13 protein-coding genes, 2 tRNA genes and 1 pseudogene are annotated in these 16,467 nt (G+C 60.2%); 6 read left to right on the forward strand and 10 right to left on the reverse strand.

The window, feature by feature from the left end; all coding sequences use genetic code 11:
• Positions 1 to 63 precede the first annotated feature (63 nt).
• Complete coding sequence (locus P0G09_RS12130; protein ID WP_117533782.1) at positions 64 to 717, forward strand: ECF transporter S component; 654 nt, start codon at positions 64 to 66, stop codon at positions 715 to 717.
• Positions 718 to 1,067: 350 nt separating this feature from the next.
• Here P0G09_RS12130 and P0G09_RS12135 read toward each other — a convergent pair whose 3' ends face one another.
• The 5 genes and pseudogenes from P0G09_RS12135 to P0G09_RS12155 all read right to left on the reverse strand — a co-directional run bounded on the left by P0G09_RS12135 (position 1,068) and on the right by P0G09_RS12155 (position 5,606).
• Positions 1,068 to 1,544, reverse strand: a complete 477-nt coding sequence (locus P0G09_RS12135; RefSeq protein WP_005934679.1) for a peptidylprolyl isomerase — start codon at positions 1,542 to 1,544, stop codon at positions 1,068 to 1,070.
• Between the two features lie 162 nt (positions 1,545 to 1,706).
• Positions 1,707 to 2,771 (reverse strand): hypothetical protein, encoded by a 1,065-nt coding sequence (locus P0G09_RS12140; RefSeq protein ID WP_275252795.1) that lies wholly within the window; start codon positions 2,769 to 2,771, stop codon positions 1,707 to 1,709.
• The gene (locus P0G09_RS12145) at positions 2,768 to 3,562 is read right to left on the reverse strand and encodes a TIGR03915 family putative DNA repair protein (protein WP_275252796.1); all 795 of its coding nucleotides are present in this window, start codon (positions 3,560 to 3,562) and stop codon (positions 2,768 to 2,770) included. Before P0G09_RS12145 ends, P0G09_RS12140 begins: the two co-directional genes overlap by 4 nt.
• Positions 3,541 to 4,898: pseudogene (locus P0G09_RS12150) on the reverse strand (putative DNA modification/repair radical SAM protein). The gene P0G09_RS12145 and the pseudogene P0G09_RS12150 overlap by 22 nt, the downstream one beginning before the upstream one ends.
• A 78-nt stretch (positions 4,899 to 4,976) precedes the next feature.
• Positions 4,977 to 5,606: an XRE family transcriptional regulator gene (locus P0G09_RS12155; protein ID WP_005934683.1), complete on the reverse strand. Its 630-nt coding sequence runs from the start codon at positions 5,604 to 5,606 to the stop codon at positions 4,977 to 4,979.
• A 230-nt stretch (positions 5,607 to 5,836) separates the two neighbouring features.
• Here P0G09_RS12155 and P0G09_RS12160 point away from each other — a divergent pair.
• Positions 5,837 to 5,924, forward strand: a tRNA-Ser gene (locus P0G09_RS12160).
• 33 nt (positions 5,925 to 5,957) lie between these two features.
• A tRNA-Ser gene (locus P0G09_RS12165) sits at positions 5,958 to 6,051 on the forward strand.
• Between the two features lie 101 nt (positions 6,052 to 6,152).
• Here P0G09_RS12165 and P0G09_RS12170 read toward each other — a convergent pair.
• Entirely contained in the window at positions 6,153 to 6,899 is a 747-nt protein-coding gene (locus P0G09_RS12170; protein ID WP_275252797.1) for a TraX family protein, read from the reverse strand.
• Positions 6,900 to 7,148: 249 nt separating this feature from the next.
• Between P0G09_RS12170 and P0G09_RS12175 the strand changes: the two genes are divergently transcribed.
• From P0G09_RS12175 to P0G09_RS12185, 3 genes are all read left to right on the forward strand, one after another.
• Positions 7,149 to 8,024, forward strand: coding sequence for a LysR family transcriptional regulator (locus P0G09_RS12175; protein WP_097773180.1), 876 nt, complete (start codon positions 7,149 to 7,151; stop codon positions 8,022 to 8,024).
• 136 nt (positions 8,025 to 8,160) lie between these two features.
• A complete protein-coding gene (locus tag P0G09_RS12180) occupies positions 8,161 to 9,708 on the forward strand; it encodes a lipase (protein WP_275252798.1) in 1,548 nt (515 codons plus the stop codon).
• Between the two features lie 119 nt (positions 9,709 to 9,827).
• Positions 9,828 to 11,198 carry a sodium-dependent transporter gene (locus P0G09_RS12185; RefSeq protein ID WP_035394632.1) on the forward strand — a complete coding sequence of 457 codons (1,371 nt, stop codon included), beginning with the start codon at positions 9,828 to 9,830 and terminating at the stop codon, positions 11,196 to 11,198.
• 61 nt (positions 11,199 to 11,259) lie between these two features.
• Here the strand turns inward: P0G09_RS12185 and P0G09_RS12190 are convergent, their stop codons facing one another.
• Genes P0G09_RS12190 through P0G09_RS12205 form a run of 4 tightly spaced genes read right to left on the reverse strand, consistent with a single transcriptional unit; the run spans position 11,260 to position 16,467 of the window.
• Entirely contained in the window at positions 11,260 to 12,105 is an 846-nt protein-coding gene (locus P0G09_RS12190; protein ID WP_154277110.1) for a putative RNA methyltransferase, read from the reverse strand.
• Entirely contained in the window at positions 12,095 to 14,029 is a 1,935-nt protein-coding gene (locus tag P0G09_RS12195; RefSeq protein ID WP_275252799.1) for a DEAD/DEAH box helicase, read from the reverse strand. Before P0G09_RS12195 ends, P0G09_RS12190 begins: the two co-directional genes overlap by 11 nt.
• Positions 14,026 to 15,324, reverse strand: coding sequence for a DUF1015 domain-containing protein (locus P0G09_RS12200; RefSeq protein WP_098924151.1), 1,299 nt, complete (start codon positions 15,322 to 15,324; stop codon positions 14,026 to 14,028). Before P0G09_RS12200 ends, P0G09_RS12195 begins: the two co-directional genes overlap by 4 nt.
• Before the next feature lie 33 nt (positions 15,325 to 15,357).
• Positions 15,358 to 16,467, reverse strand: coding sequence for a putative glycoside hydrolase (locus P0G09_RS12205; RefSeq protein ID WP_275252800.1), 1,110 nt, complete (start codon positions 16,465 to 16,467; stop codon positions 15,358 to 15,360).

A 16,467-nucleotide genomic window follows, 5' to 3' on the forward strand; every position in this document is an offset into this window, starting at 1 on the left:
GCGAAGGATCCTGCAGAGCAGGACAGAGGGGGTTCGCCCCGAAGAAATTTGGAGGGAAAAATCATGTCTACAACTGCAATGTGGCTGCTGCTGGCTGTGGTGATCGTTGTCATCCTGTTCGGCAGTGTGCTGTACAAGCGCACCTTTACCACCAAGGAACTGGCCCTGACCGGCGTTATGGCCGCGTTGAGCCTGGTGGCATACCTGTTCTTCCGCGTGCCGTTCTACGGCGGCTCCTCGTTCCATCTGGGCAACACCTTCACCGCCCTGACCGCCCTGCTACTGGACGGCGTTTCCGGCGGCCTGGCCGGTGCGATCGGTCTGGCTCTGGCCGATATCCTGGCCGGTGACCCGGGCTATGCCGTGACCACCTTTGTGCTGAAGTTCATCATCGGCATCACCTGCGGTGCCGTGGCCCACAAGGTGTTCAAGCTGCGCGATCTCGACCGCCACAGCAAGGGCTACCTGCTCAAGGTCATCGTGGCAGGCGGCTCCGGCCTGCTGCTGAACGTTATCACCGACCCGTTCCTGGGCTATTTCCGCAACATTTACATCTTTGGCCAGGAGTATACCGTGGCACAGGCCCTGTCCAAGATCGCCGGTGGTGTCACCTTTGTCAACAGCGTAGCCTCCACCATCTGCGTGGTCATCCTGTATCTGGCCCTGCGCCCGGCTCTGGAGCGCGCCGGTCTGCTGCCCAAAGGCGAAAAAAAGTAAGCCTCTCATCTCTTTCTGACGCATATATGGAAAGCCCCCGGCCTGTATCCTCAACATGATATGCTCCCCCTGGAGTAGACAGAGTAAAAAGAAAACTCTGCGTACTCTGGGGGTATTTTCATGTCAAGCAAGAACAATCACGATACAGCGGAGGTAAAATATCCAAAAATGTCCCGTGTTGGACACTGCAAGCTCACGTCCGTGCCATGAATCGAGCGTCCTAACGCCGATTTGCACAAAAAATTCGCCGTTCCCTTGTGGAAACGGCGAACAAAAATCTTATATTATTTTTTCTGTCTACTTGACGGGGCACTTCACGGGCAGACGATGTGAGACAGAAGCGCAGAAGATCAGCCCTCGATGAGCTCAACGGTCTTCATCTTGACGGGGGTGGTGGGCTTATCGTTCCAGTCGGTGCGGACGGAAGCGATCTTATCCACAACCTCCATTCCGGCAACGACCTTGCCGAAAGCGGCATACTGGCCGTCCAGATGGGGAGCGTCCTTGTGCATGATGAAGAACTGGCTGCCGGCGCTGTTGGGGTTCATGCTGCGGGCCATGCTGATCACGCCGCGGGTGTGCTTGATGGGGTTGTTCACACCGTTTGCAGCGAACTCGCCCTTGATGTTCCAGCCCGGGCCGCCGGTGCCGTTGCCCAGCGGGCAGCCGCCCTGGATCATAAAGCCGGGGATGACACGGTGGAAGGTCAGGCCGTTATAGAAGCCCTCGCTGACCAGCTTCTTGAAATTCTCACAGGTGATGGGGGCGACTTCCTCATTCAGCTCAATGTCGATGATGCCGCCGTCTTCCATAGTAATGCGAACCATAACGCTACAATACTCCTTTTGTGTTGACCCCGCAGCGGGGGTGTGTGGGGCAGAAATGCCTGCCCGGATATCTCTTATAGTATACCATAGGTTTTGCAGGTTGCAACTGCATGGTTGCAACCTTTTTGTAAATTCGGCAAAGTTCCGGGGCCGGGAGCCTGCTTATTCCATCTTCATCCGCTTTGTGACGAGTTGGCCATTCTGTACTGTGCCGTCCGTGATATAATACTTCCACTCGGTCGAGCCGTCGGACATCAGGTACTCCACAGCAAACACCTGCCCGGCCTGGATTTTTATAGGGTAGTTGTCGGCTGGCAGAATCTCACGGGGTGTCGGCAGATTCTTGAAGTCCTCGTATGCGTCTTCCAACCGCCAGAACTTTCGGGTCTTGTAGCCCTTTACCATCGAAATATCCTGCTCACCGAAATAGGATGCTGTGTAGGTCTTTCCGTTGACTTCCAGCGCGTCGATCCGTTCCGGTTCCTGCGTCAGATCTTTGGTATGGAGATGTTCCCCATAGTTCTCGCTCAACTGTTTTGCCATGCGAAAATCCGAGTTCCGATACTCCGACTCCACAATATGTGCACTTCCATAGATACCCATGATATCGGTGCGGCGTACCGCTTCCAGCTCCTGATAGCTGCGCCGGAAGTTCTCCACCATCCGATCCTCCCGGTATCGGACCGAAGAAGCTTCATCCGTCGCCTCGATCTCATAGTACCGTTTGCCCTGTTCCATGTTTTCCTGCGCACGCCGGTACTCTTCGCTGTCCTTCTGCCCATTGGCTTCCAGATAGGCCAGATACCGCGGCCCGGTTCTTTCCCAGGTATGGCCCACGTCGGTGCCGTGGAACACGGTCTCAGGATACTGCTCCTTGATCTGTTTCAGAAAATTCTTCTCGACCTCGGTGCCGCCTGCTGTACCTTCCCAGTCCTTGAACTGCAGATCCAGCAATTCATCATCGTCGGCCTGCATCCACAGGTTCAGAAATTGTGCATCCGTATACGGGAATTCCACAAACAGATCCCGCATTCCTTTTTCGTAATACTCGCCCCAGATGGAAAGTTCCTTGTCGAGAATGCTCTGCTTGCTGTGTTCTTCTCCATAGAGATAGATTTCGCCCTTCGGCCCATTTTTTACATGGTTCCAGAGCAGCCCTATCAGCAGGGCCGCAATCAGCACGATGGCAGCATATTTCCAGCGTCCGGTCTTTGTTTCCTTTTTCATTCCAATTCCTCTTTCATCTCGGTCATATCGGCCCAGAAGCGTTTGGGGCAGTGGGTCATGCGGCCTTTTTCGTTGTGGCGTGCTCTGATCTCCAGCGTTTTGTAAAACTGCTTCCACAGCTCCTGAAACTGCTGCTCCTTTTCATCAGGTGGGGGCAGGGTGAGGGGTTCGGCCAGCTCCATGAGCTGAGCCTGGTGGTTCTGGTACAGCAGCACCGCCTGATGGACAGCATCATAGATCAGGAAGTTCTCCTCCGGGAAGCGGGCACAGAAATGCCCGCGCAGGAGGGGCAGAATATAGTTTTTGGGGTGGATGACTGCGCCCAGCATCCCCTCGTGCTCCTGAAAACGGACAAAGCCCTGAAACTTGTCCACTTCCCAGTCCAGGCTCTGCTTCATCTGGTAGAGCGGAGCCACCTCCGGGTGGCCCCGCCGCCTGACGGTGCCTGGCCCCAGCGCAAAGGCCAGATGCAGAAATCGGATGAGCCGCAGCTCCTTATCCTCCCAGCCCGAGAGAAAATCCCGGGTGACGAGGGATTCCGTCTCTTCGCCCAGCTTGGCGCGGAAGCTGGCAAAGACCCGCCGGGCCGTTGCGCGGTCAGTGGAGATCTCCTTCACAGGGTAGAGGGTAGTCGTCTCCCGTTCCGGGGTCCAGACCGCGAAGGGCAGCTCATGCTGGGCAAAGCTCTCAAACACACAGCAGAGAAAGCCCTCGAAGCTGCCATCATAGAGGTAGACCACGTCGGCATCGTGGAGCTTCCGGGCAGGGCTTACAGGGCTCTGGCCAGACATTGCACTGCCTCCTCCCGCACCATTTTCTGGGCTGTGCGGGGCGGCACGCCCTGCTCCACCAGCCGATCCACGGCGGGCGGGCTGAACATGCTCAGCTGCTCCACCCCGCCGCTGAATACGTTGGGGTCGATAAGCGCCCGGGTGATGCGCTCCCGCCCGGCACTGCCGCGGCCCGGGTGCGCCCCCGCAAAGCCCCGGCAGGTGATGAAATACTGCGCCCGCTTGAGCACCACGCCCATCCGCTTGAGCTCGTCCAGCCCCAGCGCGGCCTGTTTGCGGGCGTGCCAGATGCGCCGGGCGCTCTTGGGGCCGATGCCCGGCACCCGCAGCAGCATCTCAAAAGGGGCGTGGTTCACGTCCACCGGGAACAGCCCGTAATGCTGCACCGCCCAGTTGCACTTGGGGTCCAGATAGGGGTTGAAGTTGGGGTTGTCCCTGTCCAGAAGTTCCTCTGCCTTGAACTCGTAAAAGCGGAGCAGCCAGTCTGCCTGATAGAGCCGATGCTCCCGCAGCAGCGGCGGCTTGGTATCCAGCGCGGGCAGGCGGGTGTCCTCTGTCACAGGGATGTAGGCGGAGTAAAACACCCGTTTCAGGTGATACTTATTGTATAATCCTTCCGTTAATTGCAGGATGTGATAATCTGTTTCCGGGGAAGCACCCACGATCATCTGGGTGCTCTGGCCCGCCGGGGCAAATCTGGGGGCCTTGCGGTAGAGCGCCACCTCTTCCCGGTTGGCGGCCCCCTCCACCGCGATCTGCTTCATGGGCCGGAAAATGGAGTGCCGCCCTTTGTCCGGAGCCAGCAGGTTCAGGCTGCGCTCACTGGGCAGCTCGATGTTCACACTCAGGCGGTCGGCCAAAAGCCCAGCTGTTCCAGCAGCTCCGGGCTGGTGCCGGGAATGGCCTTGGCGTGGATGTAGCCGCCGAAATGATACTCCCCCCGCAGCAGGCGCAGAACCGCCAGCATCCGCTCGGTGGTATAGTCCGGGCTCACCAGCACGGCACTGGAAAGGAACAGACCCTCGATGTAGTTGCGGCGGTAGAATTCAATGGTCAGCTCGGCCAGCTCCCGGGGGGTGAAGGTGGCCCGGGGCACATCGTTGGACTTGCGGTTGACGCAGTAGCTGCAATCGAAGGAGCAGCAGTTGGTCATCAGCACCTTCAGCAGGCTGACACAGCGGCCATCGGCAGTAAAGGCGTGGCAGCAGCCCGGGGCGTAACAGCTGCCGACCCCGCCCGCTCCTGCTGCCCGGGAAGCGCCGCTGGAGGTACAGGCCACATCATATTTTGCGCTGTCCGCCAGGATCGTCAGCTTATCCATCAGGCTCTGTTCCATGGGGCACCTCCGAAAAATGGGTATAAAAAGAAAGCCATACTGGATGGCTTTTCTCTTTCAGGCGCTGGTGGGGCGTTTTTACCACTTCGCCTTGGTCTCCACCACACGGCCTGCAATGTGCAGGTGGTTGAGCTCCTCGCCCTTGATGACCATTTCCTTATAGGCCGGGTTGAAGGGCTGCAGCACCACGCAGTTGCCGCGCTGGAGGTAGCGCTTGAGGGTACCCTCGCCCTCGTCGCCGTAGATCAGCACGCCCAGGTCGCCGTTTTCCAGCGTATCCTGACGGTGCACCAGGGCAAGGTCACCATCGTGGATGCGGGGCTCCATGCTGTCGCCGCGCACAACGAGATAGAAGTAGCTGGAAGGGTCCTTGACCCGGGCATACTCCTTGCCGTAGTCTTCCTCATAGGCCAGCGCGCCGTAGCCCGCCTTGACCGTGCCGATGACAGGGATCAGGCTGTACACATAGCTGCCGAAGAAGCGCTCTTCGGTCTGGCCCTCCGCGGTGGGGTCGAACAGACCCAACAGATAGTCCGCGGTCGTGTCCAGGATCTCCGCCAGCTTTGCCACGGTGGTGGGGTCCGGGGAACTCTTTCCGCTCTCCCATTTTCCCACGGCCTGCTGGGTCACGCCCAACAGGGAAGCAAGCTCCGCCTGGCTCATGTGCTTTTGCTTTCGGCATTGCCGTAACAGCTCCGGAAACGACATTGTTCAACACTCCTCTGCTTGTACCGGGTCCGGTAGGGTTTTATCTGTATTTATTATACAACAAAAAGATGTTTCAGTAAAGAGGAAATCCCGCTTTTTCTCGAAGAAAAGTTGTCGTTCCGCACAAAAATGCGCACAACGAGCGGAAATTTTGATTTTGGGCTTGACAGCGCCGCTGAAATCTGGTAAATTAAATAGGCATTCGGTACGGCGTGTGCGGGTGCCCACGAGGAGAGATGTCCGAGTGGTTTAAGGAAGCAGTCTTGAAAACTGCCGTACGGCAACGTACCGTGGGTTCGAATCCCACTCTCTCCGCCATTTTTATTGAATAAGTGCAACACACTTTGCTCTGGAGTAGTACTCAAGAGGCCGAAGAGGCGCCCCTGCTAAGGGCGTAGGTCGTCTAAACAACGGCGCGAGGGTTCAAATCCCTCCTACTCCGCCAAGAAAAAGCTCGATGATTCTTTGAAATCACCGGGCTTTTTCCATTTTCAGAAACCAAAAGGCCGCCTCCTCGGAATTTGTTCCGTGAAAGCGGCTTTTCTGTTACAAGATCAGATTCGTCACCACAGCCAGCACGCTCAGGTGCACCGGGTAGAACCAGTAAAAGGCCTTCTTTTGCAGCGGACTGCACGCGCCCCGCTGGCCGTTATAGAACCAGACCAGCACAAAGGCCAGCGGTGCGGTGAGTTCCCAGGCAAACAGCACGGCTCCCACGATGCACTGCCGCTTGCGGTCGCCACGGGTCAGGTACAGCGCACAGATGATGAGCACACCGATGCCGTCGTAGTCCGTACAAGCCAGAAGCGCCGCAAGCGTGCAGCCTGCCGCACACAAGAGTCCTTTCCAGCTGGCAGAGCCGTCCGGCTTTTCAAAATGCTTCAGACCTGCCATGGCCAGCACGCCCAGCGCCAGCGTCCAGTAAACGTTCTGATGGTCCAGTGCAAAGGGCGTGCGGAAAAATGCAAGGTCAAAGGGCACCTCACTGATGAGGGCAAACAGGAACAGCCTCCGGACGTATTTTTTCACATCGTGGGTATGTACAAAGCCCTCCACCAGCAGAAAACAGAAGATGGGAAACGCCAGCCGCCCGGTGAAGCGCAGGACCCTGTCCAGCTGGAACAGCGAAAGCTGATCCCATGCGCCGCCGGAAACTTCTCCCCTTTCCAGCTCCGGCAGCAAAAGGCCTGCCTCGATGCAGGACGCGCCGATGTGGTCCACCAGCATGGTGATGCAGGCAATGGTTTTAAGAGCGGTGCCGCTGAAACTGCAGCGCGGGGAAAGTGCGGTCATAAAAAAACACCTCGGTCAGTTTGTAAAAAATCGTTATAAGAATTATAACGGAGGAAAGGTGGCATTTCCTCCGTCTGCTGCGGCAAAATCTGCACAGAGCGTGCACAAATCAGCCCAAAATGCTTGACAGGACGGGCGCAGGATAGTAAAATCAAGAAGATAATTGAACTATCTCAAACCAAAGATGAAAAAGATTCACAGAGGATCGAGCGTCTCCGAACCAGATCAGACCGGAAGGAGGCATTGGGAATGACGCTGTTTTCTTATGAGATTTTCGACGCAGTTGCACGGCAGGGCAGCTTTAACAAGGCGGCTCAGCAGCTGCATCTGACCCCCTCAGCCATCAGCCACGCCATCGCCGTGATGGAGGCTGAGCTGGGCTTTACCTTATTCAATCGCGGCAAAAACGGCGTTACCATGACCAGCTACGGCGCTTCGCTGTACCCCTCCATCCGTGCGGTGCTGAACAGCGACGAGGCCCTGCAGCAGAGCATTGCCCGCCTGAACGGCCTGGAAAAGGGCAAGGTCAAGCTGGGTGCCTTCAACTCGATCTGCTCCGGGCTGCTGCCCAGCATCCTCAAGGGCTTTATGGCCCACTACCCCCAGATCGAAGTCGAGGTCTATCAGGGCACCTACGACGATGTTAAGGAGTGGCTGCGCACCGGTCAGGTGGACATTGCCTTCCTCTCCAACAACTGCCGGGAGGAGTTTGTTCTGACCGAGCTGTTCCACGAGCCGCTGCTCTGCATCACCCCCATGGACTGGCCCGAGCCGCCCAACGGCGTGATGACCCCCGCCCTGATGAACGGGCAGAACTTTGTGGTGCAGTGGGATGCCACCGACGCGGAGATGCGTCAGTTCCTCAAGAAGTATTCCCTCTCAACGGAGCGCCGCTGCCATGTCATCGACGACCAGTCGAACATTGCCATGGTCGAGGCAGGCCTGGGTATTTCCATCATGCCCCGGATGCTGCTGCGCAACTGCACGGCAGCGGTCAAGATCTACCCCATCGAGCCCGAAGAGGACCGCGTGGTGGGTCTGGCCGTCCAGCGTCCCACCGCCATGGCTCCCGCCGTGGAGCAGATGTTCCACCACATCGTGGAGTGCTGCAAGGATCTGGACTGAACAACAGTGTAACATAACGGGCCGGTGTGCGCAACACCGGCCCGTTTTATGCCGCCCGGAAAACTTTGGATTGTATCCCCGCCCGGGATACGGTATACTAAGAAAAAATCCATTCTGGTTTTTGAGGGGAAAAATTATGGATCGAAGAAGTTTTTGCAAGGTGCTGGGGTTTGCGGCCGGCAGCACTCTGCTGCCCGGGCTGATGGTCCAGGCCGCCGGGCAGGGCTCCGTGGGCCATGCAGTGCCGGATGGCCGCTACACCATCGGCATCCGCAGCGACCTGAGCGGCTGCGACCTGACCCACGCGTTCTATTACTCCGACAGCTTTTTCACCCACCCGGCCACCCAATATGACCACCAGCTGGCGCTGGCAACACTGGGTCTGGCCTGCGCCGCGGCCAACACCATAGCCAGCGATGCGGAATACTGGGTCAACGGCTCTGTGGGGCGGGAAGCCCACATTGCCGCCGCCTACGAGACCCTGGGCTTTGAGGACGCGCTGTTCTACAATTACGACCTCGACACCGGCCGGGCCGGGGACTTTGTGGGCTACTCGCTGGCCCGCAAGACCCTGACCCTGAACGGCCAGCGCACCACCCTTGTGGCGCTTGTCCTGCGGGGCGGCGGCTACGGCGGCGAGTGGGCCAGCAACTTCCACACAGGTGATACCAGCGCGCACACCGGCTTTGTCACGCCTGTGGCGGCGGTGTTTGCGTCCCTCAAGGCCTATCTGGCCCGGGCAGAACAGGGCGGCACCTTCAAGCTCTGGCTGGGCGGCTACAGCCGCGGCTCCATCATTGCAAATCTGCTGGCGGCAAAGATCGCCCGGGAGCTCCCCCAGCTGGGGCGGGAGAATATCTATGCCTACGGCTTTGCGGTGCCTGCGGCCCTGACTGCCGCCGACCGGCCTGACCTGCAGCAGGATTTCGATGCCAATCACGCCCCGGACGGCACCCTGTTGGAAAGCTGGCCCGAGAGCAACATCTTCAGCATCATTTCCAGCGGCGACGCGGTGGCCCGGGTGCTGCCCGCTGCCTGGGGCTACCACCGCAACGGCTGTGACCGCTTTCTGCCCGCCACCCGGAATACCGAAGAGCTGGCCGACCTGGACGCACTGGGGGCGGAATTCGGCCCCACGCCGCTGGTGATCAGCAGTCTTGCCACCGCCGAGGACACCAGCGCCCTCATCAACATCGTGGCCAAGTTCTGCGTTTCCCGGGAAAATTTCCACCAGAAGTACGAGGCCGCCATCATGGACATGATCCAGTGTGCCTTTATCCGCTCCGAAAAAGAGGTGGTCGATGGCTACATCCTCAGCGACGGTGAGATCGTGGAGCGGCTGCAGAGCCTTTCCCACATGAAAGAGATCGATTACTGGCAGATCGTGGGCAGCGTCTGGGCCGCCTCCACCATGAGCCGCCCCATCCTTGAGCGGTACGGCCAGAACGTGCCCCTGCTGGCCCGGCAGATCCTCATCCCGGTGCTGGCGGTCGGCCTGTGCTACGGCATCGAAACCGATGTGGTGCAGATGGTAGCCCAGTACATCATCCGTCTGCTCACCGCCCGGGGCGAGCTGGACAGCGTTCTGCGCGCGGCGTTCTGCCACCACCCGGAAAACTACATTTCCCTGATGGAATACTACACCCCCGAGGAGCACGGTATGGAGCCCTTTACCCGAAAGTGATTCACTTTTCTTCATCTTCCGCCTGAAATCTCTCCACCGGTGAAACGCCTGCGATTCGTTGAAATCCTGTTTTCTCTATGTTACACTTGATTTTATCAACTGGAAAAGAGGAAAAAAACATGGAAACTCAACACAAGCGCAGTGCGTTTTCCGGCAAACTCGGATTCGTGCTGTCCGCCGCCGGTGCGTCGGTCGGGTTGGGAAACATCTGGCGCTTCCCGTATCTGGCCGCAAAATACGGCGGCGGCATTTTTCTGCTCATCTACATCCTGCTGGCTGTCACCTTTGGCTACACCATGATCATTGCCGAAACGGCGCTGGGCCGGATGACCCGCAAAAGCCCGGTGGGCGCTTACAGCCATTTTGGCAAGGGGAAAGGGCTGGCGTTCGGCGGCTGGATCAACGCCGTCATCCCCATCCTGATCGTTCCCTATTATTCGGTCATCGGCGGATGGGTCATCCACTATCTGGCCCAGTATCTCACCGGCCACGGCAGCGCGCTGGCATCGGACGGGTATTTCTCCGGCTTCATCTCCAACGGTCTGCTGGCCGAGATCGCGTTCCTGCTGTTCACCTTTATCACGCTGGGCATCATCTTTGCAGGTGTGCGCAACGGCGTGGAGCGCGTTTCCAAGGTGATGATGCCGGTGCTGGTGGTGCTCTCGGTGGTCATTGCTGTCTACTCGGTCACACGGCCCGGCGCGCTGGCAGGTGTAAAGTATTTTCTGGTGCCCAACCCGGCCAACTTCTCGTGGATGACCGTGGTTTCCGCCATGGGGCAGATGTTCTACTCCCTCTCCATTGCCATGGGCATCCTGGTGACCTTTGGCTCCTACATGAAAAAGAACGTGTCCATTGAGCAGTCCACGGAAAACGTGGAGATCTTCGACACCGCCATTGCCATCATGGCGGGCCTGATGATCATTCCCGCCGTGTTCGCTTTTTCGGGCGGCGACCCTGACACCCTGCAGGCGGGCCCGGCCCTGATGTTCATTACCATCCCCAAGGTCTTTGCCAGCATGGGCATGGGCACCGCCGTAGGCGTGCTCTTCTTTGTGCTGGTGCTGTTCGCGGCCCTCACCAGCTCCATTGCCCTGACCGAGAGTGCTGTTTCTACCTTTGAGGACGAATTGGGCTGGGACCGCACCCGCTCCACCATCCTCATCGGCTGTATTATGATCACACTGGGCAGCCTTTCCGCGCTGGGCTACGGCCCCCTTGCCAGCGTGACCGTGTTCGGGATGCAGTTCCTCGATTTCTTCGACTTCCTGACCAACTCGGTGATGATGCCCATTGCGGCCATTGCCACCTGCCTGCTGGTCTCCCGGATCGTCGGTGTGGAAAAGATCGAGGAAGAGGTCACACGGGAAGGTCAGCCCTTCCGCCGCAAACCGGTGTTCAACTTTATGCTCCGGTATCTCTGCCCCATCTTCGCGGCCATCATCCTGGCCAGCTCGGTCGCCAACGCACTGGGCTGGATCGCGATGTAACCCTGTTTTCTGCATACAAAAAGCCCCCGGCCTGTATCCTCACAGGCCGGGGGCTTTTCGATCATTCTTTTTCAAACACAAGGAAGCGGAACGCGATATCCGTGGTCAGCTCGGGCAGGGCGGCCAGGCGGGCCGCACCATCCCGTGGCGTTTTCCAGTAATAGGGGGTCATGGCGAACAGCGCCTCCAGCTGCCCGGCAGGCACCGTGATGCTGCCCGAGACCTCCCGCTCCCCAATGGGACGGAAGCCCTCATAGGCCACCTCCTGCACCGGATTTTTATAGGGCGTGTCGTAGAGGACAGCCTTCATCTGGTAGAGGTGCTCTGCACCGGGCACAACATAGATCATCCGTCCGCCCGGGCGCAGCACGCGCCGGAACTCTTCCTGTGCAAAGGGCGAGAAGCAGTTAAGCAGCAGGTCGGCCCATCCGGTGCGGACAGGCTGGGCAAAACTGGATGCCACCGCGTATTTTGCGGCAGGCAGTGCCTTTGCGGCCAGACGCACCGCAGGCTTTGCGATATCAAAGCCCGCCAGCTGCACTGGCCTGCCCGCCTGCGCAAAGGCCTGTGCAATGCAGCGGTCGTACCAGCCCTCGCCGCAGCCCGCATCCAGCAGGTGGAGCGGTGCATCTGCCCCAGCGGAAGCGCCGTACGCAAGGCACAGTTCCCCCAGCGCCCGGCCGAAGATGCCGTAATACCCGGCGTTCAGGAAGGCACGGCGGGCGGCGACCATCTCTTTGCTGTCGCCCGGGGCCTTGGTGCGCATACTCTGCACCGGCAGCAGGTGCCAGTACCCCTCTTTCGCCCGGTCAAAGCTGTGGTTCCTGCCGCATTTCAGGGCAGTGTCCCCGGTCAGGGGTTCGCCGCAGAGCGGGCACTGCCAGGGGGCAAACGGCTCAGGTTTCATCGGTGTGATCCTCAATGGGTGCGGTGGCACCGCCGTGGGCGGTCATATACTCTTCAAAGTTGGTGAACTTCTGCTGGGGCGGGCGGCGGCTGATCAGCATCAGGCCCGGGTCCTCGTCCCGTGCGGGGGCGGTGTTCCGGCTGCGGCCACGGGGTGCCTCGCTCTTGGCGGGGCGGTCCGGGCGGCTGCTCTGCACTGCATTGCGATTATTGCGGCTGCCCTGCTGGCTCTGGCTGTTCTGGGCCGGGCGGGCATTGCGCGCGTTCCGCTCTGCCCGCTGCTCGGTGCGCGGATCATTGCGGTCGGTGCGCTGCTCGGCACGGGCAGGCTGACCGCCGCGCTGACGCTGGCTGTTCTGGACCGGAGCAGTCTGCTTTGCGGCAGGCTGCGCAGCCGGAGCCTTTTTGACCGGGCGCAGGGGGGTAGCCTCCGGGGCGCTCACAAAGTGGGGGTCGAATTTGGGCTGGGCGTTGCTGCCGCGGTTGGCCGGCTGCGGGGCATTGCCCTCGCGGCGGGTGCGGCTGTTATTGGAGCGGCGGTTCTCACTGCGGCCGCCGGAAGTGCGCTTCTGGTTTTCCTCCATGGATGTTCCTTCTTTCGGTTCGGTATTCTTGGGGCTGGGCTGTTTTGCAGCCGCTTTTTCCTTCTTGGGGGCAGCGGGCTTTTCGGCCTTGGCTGCCTTTTCTGCTTTGGCAGGCTTCTCTGCCTTCACAGGCTTTTCCGGCTGCTCTGCTTCCGCCTTGGGCTTTTTGCCCCGCACCGGGGGTGCAGCCTTGACAGGGGCAGGCACGCCGTCCCAGGGATGGCCGGAGACAACCGGGATCTGGCGGCGGTTCAGCTTTTCGATCCCGGCCAGATATTCCTTTTCCTCCGGGGCGCAGAAGCTGACGGCAGTGCCGTCGGCACCGGCACGGGCCGTGCGGCCAATGCGGTGGACGTAGGTCTCGGGCACCTCGGGCAGGTCGTAGTTGAACACATGGGACAGCTCGCTGATGTCAATGCCGCGGGCGGCGATATCGGTCGCCACCAGCACCCGGGTCTTGCCCGCCTTGAAATCCTCCAGCGCCGTCACGCGGGCGGTCTGGCTCTTGTTGCCGTGGATGGCGGCAGCGGGGATGCCCTGCTTGTTCAGATCTTTTGCAATTTTATCGGCTCCGTGCTTGGTGCGGCTGAACACCAGCGCGTTCACCACCTCAGGCCTCAGGTTTTTGATGAGCCAGGGCAGCAGGAACTTCTTGTTGCCCTTCTCCACAAAATACAGGCTCTGCTGGATGCGGTCCACCGTGCTGGACACCGGGTCTACCTTGACAAAGGCCGGGTCATGCAGGATGCCTGCGGCCAGCTGCTCGATCTCCTTGGGCATGGTGGCGCTGAACATCAGGTTCTGGCGCTGCCTGGGCAGCTTGGCGATCACCTTTTTCACGTCGTGGACAAAGCCCATATCCAGCATCCGGTCGGCTTCGTCCAGAACAAAGATCTCAATATTGGAGAGGTCCAGCAGCCCCTGCCCCACCAGGTCGTTCAAGCGGCCCGGGCAGGCAATGAGGATGTCCACGCCCTTTTTCAGGGCCGCGACCTGCGGAGCCTGACCCACACCGCCAAAGATGACGGTGCTGCGCAGGGTCAGATACTTGCCGTAGGCTTCAAAGCTCTCGCCGATCTGCAAAGCCAGCTCCCGGGTAGGAGTCAGGATCAGGGCGCGGATGGCACCCTTTTTGCGGGGCGCGCTGGCAGTCAGGCGGTCGAGCATGGGCAGCGCAAAGGCAGCCGTCTTGCCGGTACCCGTCTGGGCGCAGCCCATCAAGTCCCTCCCGGCCAGCACCGGCGGAATGGCCGCCGCCTGAATGGGCGAGGGGGATTCATAGCCCGCCTGTGCCACAGCACGCAGCACAGGCGCGGAAAGATTCAGTTCGTTAAATGTCATTCTTCACCTAAAATGTTTCTGCATTCCATATAATAGCGCTTTTCCTCTGCGTGCCCCATGCTGAAGGTCTTGCGGGGCAGCACACCACCCATAACGATACCCTTGAACAGATCGCTCTTCTCAAAGGGCGGCATCAGGAAAGCCACACCCCCCTGCCTGCACAGGGCGCGGACAGCGGGCTCATCGTGGACATAATCCACCCGGGCCTCGATGTGGCGGGCCATGAAATACTCAATGAATGCGTCAATGGTGCCCACGGTCAGCGGGGCAACGGGATGTTCAAAGCTGAGCACATTGGCCACATGGGGGCCTGCCAGCGTAAAGGACTGCTGTTTTGCATCGCCGAAGCAGATGCCTGCCGCGTGGGAATCGCTCCACGCGATGAGGGCCAGCAGCACGGCACCGCAGTCCACATTGAAAAGGACACGGTGGATGGGCTCGATCTCAATGGCCGGAGAGTGGACATTGCAGACCTCAGCCAGGCACCAGCGGGCCGGATGGGTCAGCTGCTGCTCCGGGGTCAGGGTCTTTTTCAGTTCCTCCCAGCAGGCCTTGGCGGAAGCCAGCGAATGGTTGCCGTCGCCCACGGCCAGCGTCAGGGGCGCGCCGCCCTTTGCCTGGGGATACCGGGCATCAAAGGCCTCCTGGCTGCCCAGAGCGTTCAGGGCGCTGTCGATCTGTGCCAGCAGGGCGGGATCTTCCACTGCCCAGCCGGCAATGTGGCCGCCGTTCAGCATCAGGTCGCCCTCGTAGACCTTGCGAAGCTGCTCCTTCTTCTCGCCGATGGGCTCGATGAGGGTGCAGCCGGGGTCATCGGCCAGCATCATAATATGGGGCGTTTCCAGCCTTGCCCCCCGGCGCACCGCCATGCGGGGCGGGATGCGGCTTTCCACGGTGTGTTCACTGGGGCGGATGGCAGGCACCGCACCCTCGGCATAGCTGTATGCCTCCAGGTCGATCCTGCCCACAAGGCCCTGCCGCACCCGGCCGCTCTGCTCAGTGCGCTCCACATAAATGAAGCCGTCCACCGCGCGGGTCAGCACGTTCCGGGTATAATCGTCCATGGCCGCATGGATGGCGCTGATCCTTGCATCCACGTCATCCTCTTCCAGATAGACCTCCGGCAGGATCAGGTCCAGTGTGCTGGGGCCGCCTGCGGCGGCCTGCGCAGCCTTTTCCCAGTAGGAGCGGTCACTGGTGAACTGATCGCAGGCCACACAGCCCCACTGCCCCACCGGGATCTGTTCCGACGGCAGCAGGATGTGCGCCGGGGAAAAACAGGGTGTTTTGTTCATAATACTTCCCTCCCTCTCACAAAAACGCAGGGATCACTCAAAATAGCTGGCGGCATCGTCCCGGATGACCACATGCTCCACACCTGCCTCGGTCAGGGAGAGGGTCAGCTCCTCCCGGGCCGCTGCATCCAGCGTAGAGGAGGACGGGACCTTCACCAGCAGGTTCTTCACGCCCAGCTGGGCCGCAGGGGCTCCCAGCTGGCTGGAGGAGCCGGTCACCTCGGCCAGCGAATAACCGTACCAGAGCGTCACCGTATCTCCGAAGCGGGCCTGCCAGGCGGCGATATCCGCAGTCAGCTGCCCGGCACGATCCACACCGTTGGTGGTGCCATAGTCCTGCTTGGCGCTGGTGGACGAGGGGAACTGGACATTTTCCAGCAGCACCTGATCAAACCCGGCGGCGTGCACCTCGGCGATCAGATCGCCGATATACTGCACGGTCTCCGCGGCGTAGGGGTTCAGCCAGGGGTTGCCTCCGGCGGAAGCCTTGTTGTCCAGCCAGAGGTACTCCTGCCCCTGATACCGGATGGCCAGAGCGTGGTCGGCCCGGGCACCGGCAGGGTCACGGAAGGCAGTCAGCGCAGCCACCGGCACCAGCCCCTCCTCCTTGAAGATGGATGCCACACTCGTCAGCTCGACCTGCGTGGGGGCTGCATTGGCGGCACCCACCGCCGTCTGGGAGGCGTAATACACCTGCCCGGCGGTGTCCTTCAGGGTCAGGATGGCATAGGTCATGCCCTGTGCCTTGAGCTGCCGGGCGGCGGAGCGGATGGCGGCCTCGTCGGTCAGGGTGCTCACATCCACCTCTGCCCACAAGCCCGTCACAATATCAGTGCCCTTGACCTCGGGCTCCGGCTCTTTTTCCGGCACCGAGGAAGCTGCCGGTTCGCTGGCAGCGGTGCTCTGTGCTCCGGAGGATGCACTCTCGCTGACAGCACTGGATGCGGAGAGGTCACGATCCCGCACCACGGTATACCAGGTGTGGGTGGCCCAGTCCAGCACATGGGGCGCGGCCACCCAGGCCGCTGCCAGCACGGCCACCACCAGCACCGCAATGCCGATGCCCTTTTTCAGCCGCATCTCACGGGTGTAAAAGCTGCGCCGGTAGCGCTTGACCTTCTGGCGTTTGGGATATCTTGCCAT

Source organism: Faecalibacterium sp. DFI.5.82 (genome assembly GCF_029076575.1).
In the GTDB taxonomy this organism is placed as follows: domain Bacteria; phylum Bacillota; class Clostridia; order Oscillospirales; family Ruminococcaceae; genus Faecalibacterium; species Faecalibacterium duncaniae.

Coding starts and splice junctions, on each gene's coding strand:
- P0G09_RS12185 (WP_035394632.1), top strand. CDS start 9,828: ATGGAAACTCAACACAAGCGCAGTGCGTTTTCCGGCAAACTCGGATTC.
- P0G09_RS12195 (WP_275252799.1), bottom strand. CDS start 14,029: ATGACATTTAACGAACTGAATCTTTCCGCGCCTGTGCTGCGTGCTGTG.
- P0G09_RS12190 (WP_154277110.1), bottom strand. CDS start 12,105: ATGAAACCTGAGCCGTTTGCCCCCTGGCAGTGCCCGCTCTGCGGCGAA.
- P0G09_RS12130 (WP_117533782.1), top strand. CDS start 64: ATGTCTACAACTGCAATGTGGCTGCTGCTGGCTGTGGTGATCGTTGTC.
- P0G09_RS12170 (WP_275252797.1), bottom strand. CDS start 6,899: ATGACCGCACTTTCCCCGCGCTGCAGTTTCAGCGGCACCGCTCTTAAA.
- P0G09_RS12135 (WP_005934679.1), bottom strand. CDS start 1,544: ATGGTTCGCATTACTATGGAAGACGGCGGCATCATCGACATTGAGCTG.
- P0G09_RS12155 (WP_005934683.1), bottom strand. CDS start 5,606: ATGTCGTTTCCGGAGCTGTTACGGCAATGCCGAAAGCAAAAGCACATG.
- P0G09_RS12200 (WP_098924151.1), bottom strand. CDS start 15,324: ATGAACAAAACACCCTGTTTTTCCCCGGCGCACATCCTGCTGCCGTCG.
- P0G09_RS12145 (WP_275252796.1), bottom strand. CDS start 3,562: ATGTCTGGCCAGAGCCCTGTAAGCCCTGCCCGGAAGCTCCACGATGCC.
- P0G09_RS12175 (WP_097773180.1), top strand. CDS start 7,149: ATGACGCTGTTTTCTTATGAGATTTTCGACGCAGTTGCACGGCAGGGC.
- P0G09_RS12180 (WP_275252798.1), top strand. CDS start 8,161: ATGGATCGAAGAAGTTTTTGCAAGGTGCTGGGGTTTGCGGCCGGCAGC.
- P0G09_RS12140 (WP_275252795.1), bottom strand. CDS start 2,771: ATGAAAAAGGAAACAAAGACCGGACGCTGGAAATATGCTGCCATCGTG.
- P0G09_RS12205 (WP_275252800.1), bottom strand. CDS start 16,467: ATGGCAAGATATCCCAAACGCCAGAAGGTCAAGCGCTACCGGCGCAGC.